The 16,065-nt window shown below is 36.1% G+C and carries 23 protein-coding genes; 7 read left to right on the forward strand and 16 right to left on the reverse strand.

Annotated elements, in window-relative coordinates:
- Positions 1–96 precede the first annotated feature (96 nt).
- The 16 genes from AC59HC_RS11250 to AC59HC_RS11325 all read right to left on the reverse strand — a co-directional run bounded on the left by AC59HC_RS11250 (position 97) and on the right by AC59HC_RS11325 (position 11,603).
- On the reverse strand, positions 97–537 hold the full coding sequence (locus tag AC59HC_RS11250; protein ID WP_482400186.1) for a GNAT family N-acetyltransferase: 441 nt from the start codon (positions 535–537) through the stop codon (positions 97–99).
- Positions 538–780: 243 nt separating this feature from the next.
- Entirely contained in the window at positions 781–1,980 is a 1,200-nt protein-coding gene (tyrS, locus tag AC59HC_RS11255) for a tyrosine--tRNA ligase (RefSeq protein ID WP_343639621.1), read from the reverse strand.
- Positions 1,981–2,460: 480 nt separating this feature from the next.
- Complete coding sequence (locus AC59HC_RS11260) at positions 2,461–3,051, reverse strand: NAD(P)H-dependent oxidoreductase (RefSeq protein WP_496558611.1); 591 nt, start codon at positions 3,049–3,051, stop codon at positions 2,461–2,463.
- A 75-nt stretch (positions 3,052–3,126) separates the two neighbouring features.
- Positions 3,127–3,945, reverse strand: coding sequence for a helix-turn-helix domain-containing protein (locus AC59HC_RS11265; RefSeq protein WP_411413531.1), 819 nt, complete (start codon positions 3,943–3,945; stop codon positions 3,127–3,129).
- 11 nt (positions 3,946–3,956) lie between these two features.
- A complete protein-coding gene (locus AC59HC_RS11270) occupies positions 3,957–4,451 on the reverse strand; it encodes a GNAT family N-acetyltransferase (protein WP_496558612.1) in 495 nt (164 codons plus the stop codon).
- 164 nt (positions 4,452–4,615) lie between these two features.
- Positions 4,616–5,239, reverse strand: coding sequence for a hypothetical protein (locus AC59HC_RS11275; protein WP_496558613.1), 624 nt, complete (start codon positions 5,237–5,239; stop codon positions 4,616–4,618).
- Positions 5,240–5,624: 385 nt separating this feature from the next.
- A complete protein-coding gene (locus AC59HC_RS11280; RefSeq protein ID WP_496558614.1) occupies positions 5,625–6,356 on the reverse strand; it encodes a class I SAM-dependent methyltransferase in 732 nt (243 codons plus the stop codon).
- Positions 6,357–6,548: 192 nt separating this feature from the next.
- Positions 6,549–6,962, reverse strand: coding sequence for an SRPBCC family protein (locus tag AC59HC_RS11285; protein WP_496558615.1), 414 nt, complete (start codon positions 6,960–6,962; stop codon positions 6,549–6,551).
- Positions 6,963–6,964: 2 nt separating this feature from the next.
- Entirely contained in the window at positions 6,965–7,468 is a 504-nt protein-coding gene (locus AC59HC_RS11290; RefSeq protein WP_496558616.1) for an SRPBCC family protein, read from the reverse strand.
- Positions 7,469–7,504: 36 nt separating this feature from the next.
- Positions 7,505–7,825: an ArsR/SmtB family transcription factor gene (locus AC59HC_RS11295; RefSeq protein ID WP_047378845.1), complete on the reverse strand. Its 321-nt coding sequence runs from the start codon at positions 7,823–7,825 to the stop codon at positions 7,505–7,507.
- A gap of 161 nt (positions 7,826–7,986) precedes the next feature.
- Complete coding sequence (locus AC59HC_RS11300; RefSeq protein WP_202967943.1) at positions 7,987–8,187, reverse strand: YqaE/Pmp3 family membrane protein; 201 nt, start codon at positions 8,185–8,187, stop codon at positions 7,987–7,989.
- Positions 8,188–8,214: 27 nt separating this feature from the next.
- Positions 8,215–8,598 carry a hypothetical protein gene (locus AC59HC_RS11305; RefSeq protein ID WP_496558617.1) on the reverse strand — a complete coding sequence of 128 codons (384 nt, stop codon included), beginning with the start codon at positions 8,596–8,598 and terminating at the stop codon, positions 8,215–8,217.
- A 50-nt stretch (positions 8,599–8,648) separates the two neighbouring features.
- Complete coding sequence (locus AC59HC_RS11310) at positions 8,649–8,837, reverse strand: hypothetical protein (protein WP_496558618.1); 189 nt, start codon at positions 8,835–8,837, stop codon at positions 8,649–8,651.
- Entirely contained in the window at positions 8,834–9,067 is a 234-nt protein-coding gene (locus AC59HC_RS11315; RefSeq protein WP_496558619.1) for a hypothetical protein, read from the reverse strand. Before AC59HC_RS11315 ends, AC59HC_RS11310 begins: the two co-directional genes overlap by 4 nt.
- A gap of 86 nt (positions 9,068–9,153) precedes the next feature.
- Complete coding sequence (locus AC59HC_RS11320; RefSeq protein WP_482400180.1) at positions 9,154–9,567, reverse strand: immunity protein PIM1 family protein; 414 nt, start codon at positions 9,565–9,567, stop codon at positions 9,154–9,156.
- 17 nt (positions 9,568–9,584) lie between these two features.
- Complete coding sequence (locus AC59HC_RS11325; RefSeq protein WP_482400179.1) at positions 9,585–11,603, reverse strand: M3 family metallopeptidase; 2,019 nt, start codon at positions 11,601–11,603, stop codon at positions 9,585–9,587.
- Positions 11,604–11,817: 214 nt separating this feature from the next.
- On the opposite strand from AC59HC_RS11325, the gene AC59HC_RS11330 reads away from it, so the two are divergent.
- The 7 genes from AC59HC_RS11330 to rimM all read left to right on the forward strand — a co-directional run bounded on the left by AC59HC_RS11330 (position 11,818) and on the right by rimM (position 16,053).
- Entirely contained in the window at positions 11,818–12,342 is a 525-nt protein-coding gene (locus AC59HC_RS11330) for an SRPBCC family protein (RefSeq protein WP_330747477.1), read from the forward strand.
- A gap of 140 nt (positions 12,343–12,482) precedes the next feature.
- Positions 12,483–12,932: a hypothetical protein gene (locus AC59HC_RS11335; protein ID WP_496558620.1), complete on the forward strand. Its 450-nt coding sequence runs from the start codon at positions 12,483–12,485 to the stop codon at positions 12,930–12,932.
- Between the two features lie 108 nt (positions 12,933–13,040).
- Positions 13,041–13,676 (forward strand): DoxX family membrane protein, encoded by a 636-nt coding sequence (locus AC59HC_RS11340; protein WP_496558621.1) that lies wholly within the window; start codon positions 13,041–13,043, stop codon positions 13,674–13,676.
- A gap of 44 nt (positions 13,677–13,720) precedes the next feature.
- The gene (locus AC59HC_RS11345; RefSeq protein ID WP_120232096.1) at positions 13,721–14,230 is read left to right on the forward strand and encodes a nitroreductase family protein; all 510 of its coding nucleotides are present in this window, start codon (positions 13,721–13,723) and stop codon (positions 14,228–14,230) included.
- Positions 14,231–14,815: a hypothetical protein gene (locus tag AC59HC_RS11350; protein ID WP_343639591.1), complete on the forward strand. Its 585-nt coding sequence runs from the start codon at positions 14,231–14,233 to the stop codon at positions 14,813–14,815.
- A gap of 114 nt (positions 14,816–14,929) precedes the next feature.
- Positions 14,930–15,496 carry a 30S ribosomal protein S16 gene (locus tag AC59HC_RS11355; protein WP_062673921.1) on the forward strand — a complete coding sequence of 189 codons (567 nt, stop codon included), beginning with the start codon at positions 14,930–14,932 and terminating at the stop codon, positions 15,494–15,496.
- A gap of 14 nt (positions 15,497–15,510) precedes the next feature.
- Positions 15,511–16,053, forward strand: coding sequence for a ribosome maturation factor RimM (gene rimM / locus AC59HC_RS11360; RefSeq protein WP_110010066.1), 543 nt, complete (start codon positions 15,511–15,513; stop codon positions 16,051–16,053).
- Positions 16,054–16,065: the final 12 nt, after the last annotated feature.

Raw genomic sequence — 16,065 nt, forward strand, 5'->3', positions numbered from 1 at the left:
ACAGATGATCGTGCCCATTTGTGCTCATTTATTTGAGATTTGTGTTTAAATCAAAGGGAACATTCAGCGGCTTTAGTCAAAACTTAAAAAAAGCATCTATTGCCTTTCCGTTTCCATAAAATAAGAATACTGGTCTTCCCCCACAATTCTGAACCCAAGACTTTTATAAAGATGCTGTGCTTTATTCGTTTTTAAAACACTTAATGAAACCGTTTTCCCTGCTAAAGAAGCTTCTTCTAAAATATCTGACAAGATCTTTTTTCCAAGCCCTTTGCCCTGTTGACTGGGATCAATCTGAAGCTGCAGAACCTCAATATTGGTAAATGTTCTGTCTACTTTTAACAGCCCGATGGGCTGATCATTTAAAAAAATGATATTGGCTTTTTCAAACTGATACAGAATTCTTTGCAAAGTTGTCTCCCTGTCGGTAGAAAGCCTGGAATTTTCATAATGAGGATTCATGGTTTTCATTCTGAGATCGAGAAGATAATCAATATCAGTATCATCAGCTTGTTTATAGCGCAGGTTAAGATCCATAGTCAAAAATAAAAAATTAAGCTCTTACTTGAATGCAATTTTCAGTCCTATTTCTTCTTGCATGGGTTAAAGGTTGTAAAGGTTGGAAGCTGGAAGAAGGAAGCTGGAAGTTACTATTGTGCTGTAGAGAACTTCTGCATTTTTTATTGTAACTTCTGTTTTTTAAAAAATATTCCACTCAACAAACTTCAGATGTTTGACTTCCGCCAGAAACTTCCATCCTCCAGCTTCCATCTTCCAGCCTTATATTAACTCAAAAAAGCCCCTTCTCCCTATTTTAATTTTAGTTTGAGGGGTCAGTTCCATTTTTTCATCAGCATCTGTTATTTTGATTGTATTGATCTGAATTCCTCCGCTCTCAATTAACCTCCGGATTGCTGATTTGCTGAGGTCGCTTTTAAGCTGATGGCAGAGTTCAACAAGAGAAATTGTGTTTTCCATACTTTTCAATGAAGCGATCGCCACACGTTCATACACTTTCTCTTCAGAATTTTTATTCTGAAACTGATTGATAAAAAACTGTTCTGCATTGTCAGCCGAAGCCGGATCATGGTACTGGCTGATGATATTTTTGGCAATCAGTTTTTTTATATTCATTGGGTTTTCGCCTTCGTTTAACCGGGAAAAAATCGCTGTTTTTTCTTCCATCGAAAAATCGGTAGTCAGGTTGATAAACTCTTCAATCAAAGCATCAGGAATAGACATGGTTTTTCCAAACATTTCATTAGGCTCATCCGTCAGTCCGATAATATTGTTCAGGGATTTACTCATTTTTTCCTTTCCGTCAAGACCTCTCAGCAATGGCATACACATGACAATCTGAGCGGGCATTTGATGCACCTCCTGAAGCTGTCTTCCCATCGTACAGTTGAACAGCTGGTCTGTGCCTCCCATCTCAATATCGCACTCAATTTTTACAGAATCAAAACCCTGAAGAATCGGGTAAACCAGTTCATGCATGGCAATAGGTGTATTTTCTGTAAACCTTTTATTAAAATCATTTCGGTGCATCAGCTGTGCAACGGTAACTCTTGAAAGAAGCTGGATCACCTCAGAAAAAGTAAGGGCATCCAGCCAGTCGGAATTGAAAACAATCTTTGTCTTCTGTACATCAATTACCTTTGAAAGCTGATTGATATAAGTCTGGGCATTATGCTGTACATCTTCAGCGCTTAAAGGTTTTCTTGCTTTGTTTTTTCCTGTGGGATCGCCAATCCTTGCTGTAAAACTTCCCACAATAATAATGATCTGATGTCCCAGATCCTGAAACTGTTTCAGTTTTTTTAAGACCACAGCATGCCCCAGATGAAGATCCGGAGCCGTGGGATCAAAACCCAGTTTGATGGAAAGTTTTCTGTTTTCTTTAGAGGCCAGAGCCAGTTTTTCTTCCAGACCGTTTTCAGGCAGGATGATAGCCACATTTTCTTGTAATGGATGAATCATGTTGAATAGTTTTAAAATGAAAAAAGCCCGGACAGGTAATGTCCGGGCTCTATATATACGTTAGATTATTTTATTGGATTACAGATATAGAAAGTCTTCCCGAACGATAGCCCGGAGTGTAATATTCACTGAAGAATGGAAGACGTAATATACTGTTCAGATGTTTCATTGTGATGCAAATATACAGGGAATTCCTGAGGATCCAATATTTAAACCATTAAGACGCATTGCAGGGTTATAACAAGATTTGTTTTAAAAGAAAAACTTAACCATCCATCAATCTTAATGGCTTAAAATAATGGTTCAAAACAATTTTACTTGCGATTTTTGAAGCTAATTTCATGCCATAAATCCCTTAAAAATAAAATACAGGATAAAGATGTAAAAACTGTATTTTATTATTTTCTTAGTTGCCTTGCATAAAGCTTCTGATAAAGGGTAAATCATTCATTTTTCAATAAGTTTTTTTAAAGAAAAAAATTAATAGTTAAGAACATGTTCAGAGTATAAATTTTTAATCTGACCTTTCCAGATTTCCAGATTTTCGGGAGAAGCTTTATCTGCTTTATCAAAAAATAAATGCCTGATGATTTCAAGCCCTGAATAGATAAAAATGCCATTGTCAGAAGTTAGTGTCAATGCTTTATCCATTCCTGTTTTTTCATATTCTTCATGAGATTTTCCATGGGTATTGATAATCACCGTCTTTTTACTTTTCAGGAGTCCTTTCTGTATCCCCTGATCATAACGGTAGGCAAATCCATAGCTGAAAACACGGTCTATGTATCCTTTCATTATCGCAGGAAGTCCGGTCCACCAGATTGGGTAGATAAAAGTAATCTGCTCTGCCCACGAAATGTATTCCTGTTCGGTTTTTACATCATCCAAAACTTTTCCCATACGCTGTCCCTGCATATCATCCAGAGAAAGTACAGGATCAAAGTCTATGGTATAAAGATCTCTCACAACAACTTCCTCGTTACGAAACTGAAGGGTTTCAACAACTGTGTTTAAAAGATGATGATTTAAACTGTTTTCATTTGGATGCGCGTAAATGATTAAATGTCTCATTGTTTTGATTGTTAAGATTAATGAGACAAAAGTACTGCGGCGTCCTTCTCAAAAATTGTAAGAAAACGAAACGGTCTATCCGGACCTGGGATTACAGATTTCCTGCTGGAATTTTAAATATTGAGCCGGAGAAATGTTGATAAAATGCCTGAAATCATGGATAAGCTGGCTCTGGTCATAATAGCCACATTCATCAATGATCGTAAACCACTTGACAGGGTTTTGCCTTTCAGTTTCCTTTTCAATGATTTGTATAGCTTTTAAAAATCGATTGTAACGGTTAAGTTCTTTTAAAGAATAGCCAAACTGCTCTTTCTGCTTTCGCTGGATGTTTCTTTCTGTCTGCTGAGTCTGTTCTGCAATTACTTTAACGGGATTTAACAGATCATTCTCAAAACTACTCAACAGCTGTCCTGTAATGTCCCGATCCTGCAGATAAGGTTTACAGAATTCAAGAATGTAATCTACCTGTTTTGTGACTAAATCTAAGCTTTTAAGCTGATGCCAAAGGTCTGTAAAACAATTTTCTTCCAGCAGTTCATCCGGATGTTTTACCAATTGTTCAATAGATATTTTTCCAAAAAATCTGAAGAAAGCATCATCCTTAAAATTGGCAACCAAAATAGAGCATCCTGCGGGAAGTGTATATTCAAAAGCTTGCCTCACTGGCCCGAACACCATACATTTATCTATCTGTATGATGGTTTTTCCACGGCTAGACATTGTAGCACTTTCTCCGAAGCAGAATAGTAAAATAGTCTGATAAGTAGGCAGCAGTGTTTTGGTAACCGGATTTTCAGAGGTATTTTCCGCAAAATAAAAATGAGTAAATACATTTTCAAATTCCTGAGGAACTGAAATTCTATACTCTTTGTATTCAGAATGTAATTCCATAAGCCTGAAAATTAAGCGATGAGGTTTTTGATCATTGTAAAGTTGGTCAAAGAAACTCCTTTTACATAGACCGTTTTTTCCTGAACAACCTGAAAGCCTGTTTTTTCAAAAAATGGTCTGGCCGTTTTGCTTACATCTGCAGTAACCTTCGTTTCATAATTCAGCAAAACTTCTTTTTCAATCTGACGATAAAGCATGGTTGCAATACCTTGGTGCTGATGATCTTTGTGTACAAAAAGCATATCAATATAATTTCCGTCATCAAGTGTACAAAAACCAGCGATCTTATTTTTTATAATCGCAATCAAAACATATTGATCACGGATCACTTTCATCCATCTCTCCTCATTCTGAGCCCCGGATTTCCAGGCTTCAAGCTGTTGAGTATTATAGTCTTTTTTACATACTTCATCTATGGTTGCCGTAAAAAGCTGTAGCATTTCCGGAAGATCATCACTGAATCCTTTTCTGATGATGATTTGAGTATCTGATGTAAAGTTGTTCATAAAGCTTTTGCTGTTCTTTAACCTGATGTCAGAAGTTTCATAAAAAAAGCAAGCAGTTCCGCATCGTAAAAGGAAACTGCCGGCTATGTTATAGTTTTTATCCTGGTTCAATACTATAAAAGACAATTATTGAATGCAGGATGTTACATAAACCGCATAATTTTCTATTCCTGCTCAAGCTTGATGATAGATCCCTTGTAAAATCTGGTCAGATCATAAAGATCGGTAAAGTAATGCTGAAGATCCGGGATGATGGCAGGATCAAAATCTTTCAAGCCACATTGGTCTTCTGCCATAAGGTACAAAGACTGGTTATCCGGTTTCAGATATTCACAAAGGATATTATCAGAATTTTGTTTTCTGTTGATCATCTCTGTCAGAAATATTCCGTAGATCAGAAATTGATTGAAATTTTTAGAATCCACAATATAATTCATGTCCTTTTTCAGCAGTTTTTCATAATCGGAAAGGATCTGAAGGAAATTTTCGGCATGAACGGTTGTTGGAATTTCATAAAAAAGATCAATACCATTGATGAAAAGCTGTGTTTTGGTCTCTTCGTGATCTGAAGAATATACTTTGTGAAACCATTGAAAAATAAGCAGAAGTTCTTCCTGAGTAAGCTCTTCAACAGAACTTTTTACTTTTTCTTTAATGGTTTCAAGGCTGTTTTTCGCTTCAGGTTGAAGAAATTTCAGAATATGTTCTTCTTCACGGCTGAGTTTATTGTACAAATTAATTTTGGCAATAGTGGGATTGGTCTTGATGAAATATAGTTCTTCCGCCATAGTTATTTACCAAATTAGATTTCAAATGGTTGTTTAAATATACAAAATATGCATCAACTGTATTAAAAAAAATAATATGCAATGAATGGTATGCTATTGTATTGTTTTTTGCATTGCAATTCTGTTTCCTTCCGGGTCTTCGAACTCTGCTGCAGCAAATTCATATTTTCATCAATTCTTTTGGGGTAAAAACAGAACCACCATGGTGAACGGCTTTCTCCAATTTTTGATCACTATTCTCTGTATGTTTTTTGTAATGATCGATATTCTTAAAGTTCCGGACGATGTTCTTCCGAATGAAAAACAGAAAATGATATTGTTTTTTTAGTATTTCTTACATCATCAGATAATAAGGGGAATGCATGCGGGAATTTCTGGTCGAAAATTATTTTTCAGCTGAAATGAGCAACATCATTGGTCTGCGGAGTTCCTCTTTCATCTCCGGAATTTCTTTCAACATCTCTTCTTCTGGTTGAGGTTCAATAACTTCTTTGATTTTAAAACCTGCTTTTAATAATGTATTTAAATAGGAAGTTAAAGTACGGTGATATTTGATGACATGTTCTCCCAGAAAAGTAGTATTCCTTTTTCCTTCTATAAAATATCGGTCTACCGGCCAGCAGGTTTTTTCACCATTTTTATCATATACCCAATCCTGACCGCCTTCTGCCGTGAAAACAGGATGCTCTACTGAAAATACAAATGATCCGCCGGGAATAATCCATTTATAAATCTGTTGAGCGATGGTACCAAAAGATTCTATATAATGCAAGGTAAGAGAGCTCAATATGATGTCAAATTGTTCGGCAGGATAGTCAACATCTTCAAGGGCTTTTCTTTCATATTGAATTCCTTCAAGATTATTGATTTCCATAGCTTTTGCCAGCATTTTTTCTGAAAGATCAATTCCGGTTACAGATTTTGCTCCGTGTTCTATCGCATAGCGGCAATGCCACCCGAAACCACAGCCAAGGTCAAGAACATTTTTTCCTTGAAAATCAGGCAGCATATTTTTTAAGGTGTGCCATTCTCCTGCTCCCTCTAATCCTATCTGAGAACGGAGCATTTTTTCGTATTGATCAAAAAATGAAGGATTGTCGTATTTATTTTCTTTCATAGCTTCAAAAAATTGGGGTTCTAGGTTTTAAATCTTGACAAGGATTGCAGTTCTTTCTGGTACTAATCTCAGATATTTCAGTCTTCAGATGTAAATTTACAACAATATCAGAGTTCAAAGGTTTCCGATCCCTTAAAAATAAAAGCTGAATGTAAAACATCCAGCTTTATATCAACTCTCAATTGAAAATTTTTAATTTGATTCCGTATATTTTTTGAAATTATCAAGAATTGCTTGCCAGCCTCCTTTCTGCATGTCTTCAGGATTCTGGTTTTCAGGATCAAAAGCTACATCTACATGGGTTTGGCCATTGTCTTCTTTAAAGTCAACATGTACCTGTCTTCCGTCCGGCATGGTATAGGTAAAGTTTTCACCATCTTTTATTTCATTATAAACAGCTTCAAAGTCGAAACCGAAACTTCCGTCTTTTGCTTCCATTCTTGCAGCATATTTTCCTCCGACTTTCATATCATTTGAAGCAGAAGGACATTGCCAGGAAGGATCAGCAAAGTTCCATTGGGTGATATGCTCCGGTTGGGTGTAATAATTCCATACTTTTTGTGCATCTGCATTGATGACTGCAGAAACTGTGATTTTGTGGCTCATTTTTATGGGTTTAATGTTAATAATAATTCGTCAAGTTTTTCAAGAGTTGCCATCATTCCCTGTTCCATTCCCATTTCGATAATGGTTTCCAGATCAGCTAAGGACTGATAGTGTACAATTGTTTCTACAAGGGTATTCTCATTTTTATCCGTGAAAGTTACTGTCCATTTTGCCTGGGGAAGATCTGTATTGATTTCTCCCTTTTCATTGCAAAACGCATCACTTGAAGTATAAGAATCAATTGGATTGATCTTGTGATAGCCAACCCAGCTCCAGTATTCTTTTCCGTCAGGTTCTACCATTGCATAATGCCAGTGTCCACCTTCACGGAATTCCATAGATTTTGTTTTGGTAGTAAATGGTTTGGGGGCGAACCAACGATCAAGAAGGTCACTTTTCGTGTAGCAATCCCAGACCAATTGTCTGTTCGCTATAAACTCACGTCTGATGGTTAAGGTGTTCTTTTCCTTATCTGCAAGGAAATCGAACTGAAGAAGATGTTTCATATTAATATTTTTATAGTTTGGTTGTCGTATTAAACTTTATTTCTGCTGGCTTTTCAAAGTTGCCAGTAACGTGTCAAGCTGTTCGAAACGGCTTTCCCATATCTTTCTGAACTGTTCCAGCCAATGGTCTATTTCTTTCATTTTATCAATTTCTAGAAAGTAATAAATTTCTCTTCCTTGATGATTTTGAGTCACCAATTCACACTCTGTCAGAATTTTCAGATGTTTTGAAACGGCCTGTCTGGTCGTATCAAAATGCTCTGCTATGGCATTGGGCGTCATCGCCTGTACTGCGATCAGTGCAATAATAGCTCTTCGTGTAGGATCTGCTATAGCCTGAAAAATATCTCTTCTCATAGGTGATAATTTTTAAATGAAACTATATGGTTGCAAATATATGTGCAACTTTTCGGTTTCGCAATTTTTTTTGATGAAATTTATAAATCAGAAACTGAAAAACAATAGATAATGTTTATTAATTGATTTTAAATCAAGTGTTTGTGTAGTCTTGGTAAGTTTTATCTTTTATTTTCCCGCATGGCTTTGATCAATCGGTCATTTCTTTTGTCTGCTCTTTCATTATTTAAAGAAAGTACAGCCCAGATTGCCGCAGGAAGCCATCCGATCAGAGTGATCTGTAAGATAAGGCAGATAATTCCGGTGAAAACTTTTCCACGGACCATGAAAGATAAGAAGGGAAGTAAGATGGCTAATAACATGATTTTAAGTTTTTAATTAATTTGATTTTACCGGGACTGAGGATCAAAATACGCTTTAAAAGTGAGAGGATCTTCCGTTTTATCCTCTGCTTCTTCTAGATATTCCAAATACTCTTCCTGATGTTTCTCCATATAAACAAGCACAATAGCGAGGTTTACAAAGAGATTTTTGTCTTTAGAACCCAAATCTAATGCCGTTTTTAAATACTCCAATGCCTGTTTATTTTCTCCCATATCCGAGTAAATAGCACCAATATTAATTAAAGCCGAAGTGTTTTCAGGCTCAATCAATAAAATTTCATCTAATTCTTTAACCAACAGATCATTTAAAGTATCCCAGTGATCTTCGTTTTCCCATCTTTTGGCCTGAAGTTTTTTTACGTTTTCTAATCTTTGTTTTATCGTGCTCATTATTTAGAATTACAGAATGGATGTTTACTATAAGGTGCAAATTTAGCTTTTTACTCTTTAAGTCCATTCAGTATGGCAGCTTTCAGGATTTCAATGTTGATATCTTTCAACGTTTTGAATTTAATACAATATCCTGTTACACTGGCTTTCCCTATTTTATCTCCATATGTTTTGGCTAAATAGGCCTTATCACCGATATTCATAATGTAGATGGAAATTCCTGTGGTATTGGCACTCATTCCAATCTGATAAAAATCTCTGGTTTTTCCATCTGCATACTGCATGGTATATGATCCATATCCGATATTAGGATTGGAAACTGTTTTATTTTCATTGTTTTACCATCCAGAAACCACAGCTGGCATTCCGGCATGAGTTCCACAATAATGTTGTGGAGTTCCTGCATATCATTGCGTTTCAGTTCCGGCTGACTGTTGATATAGTCCTGGATTTGTTCTTGAATGGTCATGGATCAGGAATTATTTTGAGGTTTTCGAGCGGCTAATTTAAAACAAAAAGAACAGCAAACGCTGTTCTTTTTTTGTGTTTTCTGATCTATTCAATCAGTTCTTTTATTGTTTTTTCTGTTTTCAGCAGTTCACCATCTGGAATCTGATGATGAAGATAAGTGAAAAGCAAATTGGTTACCCAGCTATTTTCAATCTGATGAATATGGTAAGAGCAGATCAAACCAAAATCATCGGAAATATAAGCGGGAAGATCTGAAGAGTCGGTGGTTTTGAAGGTGGAAATAAAAATTTCCTTCCGGATATCACTTATTTTGTCTTCTGTTTCCTCATCTAAAGATTTTTCTTCAATTGCCTGATAGGCTTTCATCCATTCATCAGAAAACTCTGCAGAATCTCTGTTGTCAAGAATTTCATCAATCTTTTCAGGAGTTATACTTTCAAAAACTGTTTTTAAAGATTGATTAAAAACAGCTTCTAACTTGTTGATTTCTTCTGTCATAATTTTCAAGGTATATCCTATCCAAATGCTCTTTTCAACAGACTTTCCACTTTAGGTTCACTGCCTCTGAAACTTTTGTAAAGCTCCATTGGATCTTTTGTTCCGCCCGAAGAAAGCAATACTTTATATTTGGCTGCAATCTCAGGATTGAAAATTCCGTTTTCTTTGAAATACTGGAAAGCATCAGCATCCAGAACTTCCGCCCATTTGTAAGAATAATATCCTGCCGAATATCCTCCCTGGAAAATGTGAGAAAAGCTTGGGCTCATCGCTGTTTCAGAATTCGAAGGATAAAGAGTGGTTGCTTTGGTATATCTATCTTCAAACTCTTTTACACTTTCATGTTCCAGTTCTGCCACTTTAGTGTGATAATTCATGTCCAGAAGTCCGAAACCTAGCTGTCTTAAAGTCTGGTAACCTTCCATGAAATTTTTGGACTGCTCAATTTTTTCAATTTTTTCGTCAGGAAGAACTTCTCCTGTTTTATAGTGTTTTGCAAAAGTTTTCAGGAACTCAGGCTCATAGCAGAAGTTTTCCAGAAACTGTGAAGGAAGTTCTACAAAGTCCCATTTCACAGAAGTTCCGGAAAGAGTAGGATATTGAGTATCCGCCATCATTCCGTGAAGAGCGTGCCCAAACTCATGGAAAAGAGTCGTCACTTCCTGGAAGGTCAATAAGCTAGGGGTATCTTTTGTCGGTTTGCTGAAGTTGCAGACAATTGAAATATGCGGACGGGAATTTTCGCCGTTTCGCTTATACTGGTTTTTGTAGCTGGTCATCCATGCACCGGCTCTTTTTCCTTTTCTTGGAAAATAATCAACATATAATAATGATTTGTAATTTCCGTTCTCTTTTACTTCATATACCTTTACATCTTCATGATATTTCGGAATGTCGTTTCTTTCCTCAAATGTCAGTCCGAAAAGTTCTCCAGCCAGCCCGAATACAGCATCCTGAACCTGATGTAATGGAAAATAAGGTTTTAATTCTTCATCATTAAGATCAAATTTCGCCTTACGAAGTTTTTCAGCATAAAATGCATGGTCATAGCCTTGCATTTCTTCAATCCCGTCAGCTTTTGCTAAAGATTTTAATTCTTCAATTTCTTTATCAGCATAAGGTTTTGCTTTGGTAAGAAGTTCATTTAAAAAATCGAAAACTTTCACCGGAGACTTGGCCATTCTTTCTTCAAGAACGAAATCAGCGTAGTTTTTATATCCTAAAAGTTCAGCTTTTTGTTGTTTTAAATTCAGAAGTTCTTTAATCAAATTCTGATTGTCAAATTCATCACCGTCGAAAGATTTTTTACCATTGGCCAAAGCCAGTTCCTTTCTCAGTTCACGGTTTTCAGCATACGTCATGAACGGGATATAACTTGGATACTGTAACGTGACCACCCAACCGTCAAGGTTTCTTTCTTTGGCTTCTTCGGCATATTGATCCATGATGGCTTCAGGAATTCCTGCTAGATCTTCCTTATTGGTGATATGTTTAAAATAAGCATTGGTGGAAGCCAGAACATTTTGTCCGAACTGTAAAGATTTTACAGAAAGATCCATGCTGATTTTCTTTAATTTTTCTTTGTCTTCCTCATTCAGTAAAGCTCCGCTTCTTACAAAACCTTTGTAGGTCTCATTCAAAAGCATTTCCTGCTCCTCGTTGAGATTATATTTTTCCTTTTCATCATATACTTTCTTGATTTTGTTGAAAAGGGCCTCGTTTTGAGAAATTTTTGAAGAATATTCCGTTAAGATCGGAGAAACCTCCTGGGCAATCTGCTGGATCTCATCGCTGGTTTCTGCAGAATTTAAGTTGAAAAAAATATTAGAAACCACATCCAGCTGTTCTCCCGAATAGGCCAAAGCTTCAATAACATTTTCGAATGTGGGAGCATCAGGATTGTTGACAATAGCATCAATTTCCGCTTCAGATTTTTGAATTAAATCTTTAAATGCAGGCAGATAATCTTCATTTTTAATACTGTCGAACGGAGCCGAATGATATGGAGTGTTAAATTTTTCTGTTAAAATATTCATTTTTTTGATCTTTTTAGATAAGGTAAATTTAATGATTCATCGGGAATCACAGCTGAAACGCTCAAAAATAATGCCTTACTGGTGTGGTATGACAAAAATACCTTATCTTTAATTAATCTTGTCATATGGAAAGAAGGAGTGATGTGGGAATATTTAATTTTGAGAACAGATTTAAAAAGTCATCATTAAATAAGTAACCTTAAATATACAGACTATGAAAACACTCTTAAAAATTATCGGTATTATCATCGTACTGATTCTTATCTATGCTGTCATTGCCATGCTGGCTTTCAGTAAAGATTATCACTATGAAAAATCAATTGTCATTAATGCTCCAAAGGAAAAAGTATGGCAGCATACCAGCTCTTTACAAGCATACAATACCTGGGATCCTTTTTCTAAAGAAATCAAAAACTTTTCTGTCACTTATTCAGGTGCGGGTAACCAGCCTGGCAGCTCTTATCACTGGAAGGGTGACGGCAGTGAAGGAGAACAGTCTATCACAGAAATTATCCCGAATGAAAAACTGGGAACCCAGCTTCATTTCATACAGCCTTTTGAGGGAACTGCTAAAAGTAATATCATACTGACTCCTGAGGGCAGCGGTACAAAAGTGACCTGGATGATAGATAATGAGCTGAATACCATGATGAAAATTATGAAGCCTATGATGGACAGTAATATGGACAAAATGTTTAGCCAGGGACTGGGAGATCTGAAGAAACTTGCTGAAAAATAATAGGAAAGCCTTGTATAATGTACAGGGCTTTTTTATTACAGGGATTTTTATTAATACTGTTGGTTGAGGAAGCGTTATTTTATGTTAAGTCATTGAAATATTATTCTAAAAATATTATCTTTATATAAAGAATAGATTGTATGGAGAAGATTGTATTTGAAAAAAGTGATATCAGAGACTTTGTGAAGACCACCATCGCAGAGAAAATTGAAAAATTGAAAAACTTTATAGAATTTACCCTGGAAGCCAGCCGTGACATCAAAAAAACTCCGAAATATGACAGCATGAGAGAAGAAATGCAGGAGGAAATTTATCAGATGCAGCGGCAACTTGGCGCATTGAATGATCTTAGGAGGAATATGGCAAAGGTTCTAAATACAGCTACAGAAAGGGTACAGCTCGGTTCACTGGTGATTACCAATAAAGCCAGGTTCTACATTTCCGTGTCGCTGGGAGAGTTCTTTTTTGAGGGCGACAGATTCTACGCTATTTCTCCGGAAAGCCCCATGGCTAAAAAAATGATGGGAATGAGACCCGGAGACGAGTTTACCCTGAATAAAATCCATCAGAAGATTGTAGAGGTATTGTAAATAAGATTCTGCAGTATCATATAGTTATTCATCTTAATAAGATTAACTTCAAATTTATATTTGAAGTTTTATTTTTATTTAGTACCTTGCTATGCAAAATACTATACTATGAAATTTGAACAATTAAGAACAGGCAGAATTAATCAGTGGATCATTATTCACCTTCGTTATCTCGTAGGCTCTGCTTTTTTTCCATCAGGTTTAATAAAGCTTATGGGAGAGAGGTTTACCAGAATTTCAACTGATAACCCAATCGGATACTTTTTTGAAGCTTTATATCAATCCGGATTGTATTGGAATTTTTTAGGACTGGCACAGGTGGCAGCCGGAATTTTACTGATGACACAGCGCTTTGCAACATTGGGAGCATTGATGTTTCTGGCTATCTTGAGTAATATCTGGGTTATTACCCTCAGCCTTTCCTTTTCGGGGACCTGGATAATCACCTCCTTAATGATGATTGCCGTACTGATATTGGTCATTTGGGATCAACATAAACTGCTTCCTGTTTTTAATTACAATAAAGCAAGTACCGTGAAGGAATATCCTGATCCCGATAACAGATGGATCATTGCCGGGGTAGTATATTCCATAAGTTTTATTGTGTTATTTATGCTGAACCCGGCAAAAGGGGAAGTCTATGAAAAATGGCTGAGTATTCTGATTGCTTTAATAATTGCAGCAACATTTATCATAAGCAATTATCAGGCGTATAAAAATCGTAAACTGGCTATACATCCTTAACATTTTAAAATGAAGATTGAATTTCATGTTGTAAATTTGCAGGTATGAGTAAAGCAACCATTTTAAAAGAAATTATAGAGGAGAGAAGAAGTATTTTCCCGAAAGATTATACAGACACAGAAATATCTCAGGAAGTTTTGGAAGAGATTGTAAATTCTGCCACGTTTGCTCCCAATCACAAACGTACTAAGCCTTGGCGTTTCAAAATATTCAAAGGAGAAGAAAAAGCACAGCTGGCAGCAGAAATGCAGGCTATCTATAAGACCGTTACTCCAGAACAACTTTTTTTAGAAAAAAAATACAACGATATCGGTTTTAAAATCAATAAAGCCAATGTTGTGGTTTCTATTGTTGTCAACTTCAGCGGAATGGTTCCTGAATGGGAAGAAATAGCAGCGACTTCAATGGCGGTTCAGAATATGTATCTTAGCTGTACAGCAAATAATATCGGGTGTTACTGGAGTTCTCCTAAAATCGTGGACGAGCTGAAAGACTCTCTGACCATTGAGGAAAACCAGAAGTGCCTTGGACTTTTCTATATGGGAACGGTGTAGATGAAGAATATTTACAGAAATTATAATGAAGAAGATCTTCATGCTGCCTATCTTCATATGACTGATCATACTGGTAAAGTCAATGATGAACTGCGGGAAGCCATCAGTCAGCAATTCAATTATGATGAATTTGTAAAAACAGCAGAATACAGGAAAGTTTTAGTCAAAGAAAAAGGGAGAATCTCATTTGAAGTACACAAAAGGGTACAAAAGGGAGAAAATATAGATGTTATCCTTGAAAATATTTCTTCAGAAATGATTAGCAGCAGCGATTTAAAGATTTTTATTCTGAATAAATTTGATCAGTTTTCAAAAGTCAAAGAAAATGATAAGATAGATGAGAAAATCATTTTTAAAAGTCTTTTAGGGCTTATCATAGCTTCTGTAACCGGGAGTCTTTTTTTTAAGGCTGTGCTTACATCTACCGGGCAGTTTTCATTTTTTCTACTGGTGCCTGCGTATATCATCAACTATTTGGTGATCTATGGGATTACAGGAAAAACAAGAGATAATTTTGTTGTTTTTATGGCAGTTTTAATTTCTGTGATTATTTCAACAGTATTCTCTTTTGCACTGATTAGTTAAAAAATAATGAATTTTATAAAACTTTTTACTCAGAGCTCTTTACTTCAAACTTTTTTACTATCTTTGCACTCTTAAATATTTAACTGGGACGAGTTCCCGTAAAATTCAAACATTATGTCAGTAAAAATCAGATTACAAAGACACGGTAAAAAAGGAAAACCTTTTTTCCACATCGTGGTTGCAGATTCTAGAGCTAGAAGAGATGGTAGATTCATCGAAAAACTAGGTACTTACAACCCAATTACTAACCCGGCAACTATCGAATTGAACGTTGATTCTGCTGTAAAGTGGTTAAACAACGGTGCTCAGCCTACTGATACTGCTAGAGCTATTTTATCTTACAAAGGTGCTCTTTACAAAAAACACTTACAAGGTGGTGTAGCTAAAGGTGCTTTTGACGAAGCTGAAGCTGAAAAAAGATTCAATGCTTGGGTAGAAGCTAAAGATGCTAAAGTACAAGGTAAAGTAGAAGGTTTAGCTACTGCTAAAGCTGATGCTAAGAAAGCTGCTTTAGAAGCTGAAGTAAAAGTAAACGAAGCTAGAGTTGCTGCTGCTGCACAAGCTGAAGCTGATGCTAAAGCTGCTGAAGAAGCTGCTAATGCACCTGCTGAAGAAGTTGTTGCTGAAGCTACAGAAGGAGAAGCTCCTGCTGCTGAAACTGAAGAAAACACTGAAGCTTAAGAACAAAACCTGTTATGCGTAAAGAAGATTGCTATTTTTTAGGAAAAATCACACGCAGACATGGACTTGCGGGTAACGTGATCCTTAAATTGGATACCGATCAACCCGAGCTTTACAATAAATTGGAATCAATATTCGTTGAAATCAACGGATTATTGGTTCCATTTTTTATTGAAAAATCATCATGGAGCAAACTGGATGCTCTGAATCTTGCATTCAAAAACTCTTCTGAAGCTATGGTAGATCAGGTGCTGGGTAAAAGTGTTTACCTTCCGCTTGCTTCACTGCCTAAACTTTCAGGAAAACAATTCTATTACCACGAAATCATCGGATTTGAAATTCTTGATCAGAATGATAACAACTGTGGCGTGATCAGATCTGTGAACGATCAGACAGCACAGGTGTATTTCATTACCAATCTGGATGGAAAAGAAGTGGTTATTCCAATGATCAAAGACTGGATTCTTGAGGTAGACAGAGAAGAAAGAATCATCAAAATGGAACTTCCTGAAGGTCTTATTGATGTTTTTCTGGTTCCTTCAAAAAAAGACGAATAGTTTAGCAATAAG

The organism is Chryseobacterium sp. DZ-32, assembly GCF_059587025.1.

What these genes read in the sequence shown, in the direction of transcription:
- AC59HC_RS11325 (WP_482400179.1), bottom strand. Translation starts at nt 11,603, where the DNA reads ATGAATATTTTAACAGAAAAATTTAACACTCCATATCATTCGGCTCCG.
- AC59HC_RS11290 (WP_496558616.1), bottom strand. Translation starts at nt 7,468, where the DNA reads ATGAAACATCTTCTTCAGTTCGATTTCCTTGCAGATAAGGAAAAGAAC.
- AC59HC_RS11315 (WP_496558619.1), bottom strand. Translation starts at nt 9,067, where the DNA reads ATGACCATTCAAGAACAAATCCAGGACTATATCAACAGTCAGCCGGAA.
- AC59HC_RS11300 (WP_202967943.1), bottom strand. Translation starts at nt 8,187, where the DNA reads ATGTTATTAGCCATCTTACTTCCCTTCTTATCTTTCATGGTCCGTGGA.
- AC59HC_RS11265 (WP_411413531.1), bottom strand. Translation starts at nt 3,945, where the DNA reads ATGGAATTACATTCTGAATACAAAGAGTATAGAATTTCAGTTCCTCAG.
- AC59HC_RS11270 (WP_496558612.1), bottom strand. Translation starts at nt 4,451, where the DNA reads ATGAACAACTTTACATCAGATACTCAAATCATCATCAGAAAAGGATTC.
- AC59HC_RS11275 (WP_496558613.1), bottom strand. Translation starts at nt 5,239, where the DNA reads ATGGCGGAAGAACTATATTTCATCAAGACCAATCCCACTATTGCCAAA.
- rimM (WP_110010066.1), top strand. Translation starts at nt 15,511, where the DNA reads ATGCGTAAAGAAGATTGCTATTTTTTAGGAAAAATCACACGCAGACAT.
- AC59HC_RS11340 (WP_496558621.1), top strand. Translation starts at nt 13,041, where the DNA reads ATGAAATTTGAACAATTAAGAACAGGCAGAATTAATCAGTGGATCATT.
- AC59HC_RS11305 (WP_496558617.1), bottom strand. Translation starts at nt 8,598, where the DNA reads ATGAGCACGATAAAACAAAGATTAGAAAACGTAAAAAAACTTCAGGCC.
- AC59HC_RS11345 (WP_120232096.1), top strand. Translation starts at nt 13,721, where the DNA reads ATGAGTAAAGCAACCATTTTAAAAGAAATTATAGAGGAGAGAAGAAGT.
- tyrS (WP_343639621.1), bottom strand. Translation starts at nt 1,980, where the DNA reads ATGATTCATCCATTACAAGAAAATGTGGCTATCATCCTGCCTGAAAAC.
- AC59HC_RS11330 (WP_330747477.1), top strand. Translation starts at nt 11,818, where the DNA reads ATGAAAACACTCTTAAAAATTATCGGTATTATCATCGTACTGATTCTT.
- AC59HC_RS11285 (WP_496558615.1), bottom strand. Translation starts at nt 6,962, where the DNA reads ATGAGCCACAAAATCACAGTTTCTGCAGTCATCAATGCAGATGCACAA.
- AC59HC_RS11250 (WP_482400186.1), bottom strand. Translation starts at nt 537, where the DNA reads ATGGATCTTAACCTGCGCTATAAACAAGCTGATGATACTGATATTGAT.
- AC59HC_RS11260 (WP_496558611.1), bottom strand. Translation starts at nt 3,051, where the DNA reads ATGAGACATTTAATCATTTACGCGCATCCAAATGAAAACAGTTTAAAT.
- AC59HC_RS11355 (WP_062673921.1), top strand. Translation starts at nt 14,930, where the DNA reads ATGTCAGTAAAAATCAGATTACAAAGACACGGTAAAAAAGGAAAACCT.
- AC59HC_RS11335 (WP_496558620.1), top strand. Translation starts at nt 12,483, where the DNA reads ATGGAGAAGATTGTATTTGAAAAAAGTGATATCAGAGACTTTGTGAAG.
- AC59HC_RS11350 (WP_343639591.1), top strand. Translation starts at nt 14,231, where the DNA reads ATGAAGAATATTTACAGAAATTATAATGAAGAAGATCTTCATGCTGCC.
- AC59HC_RS11320 (WP_482400180.1), bottom strand. Translation starts at nt 9,567, where the DNA reads ATGACAGAAGAAATCAACAAGTTAGAAGCTGTTTTTAATCAATCTTTA.
- AC59HC_RS11295 (WP_047378845.1), bottom strand. Translation starts at nt 7,825, where the DNA reads ATGAGAAGAGATATTTTTCAGGCTATAGCAGATCCTACACGAAGAGCT.
- AC59HC_RS11310 (WP_496558618.1), bottom strand. Translation starts at nt 8,837, where the DNA reads ATGAGTGCCAATACCACAGGAATTTCCATCTACATTATGAATATCGGT.
- AC59HC_RS11280 (WP_496558614.1), bottom strand. Translation starts at nt 6,356, where the DNA reads ATGAAAGAAAATAAATACGACAATCCTTCATTTTTTGATCAATACGAA.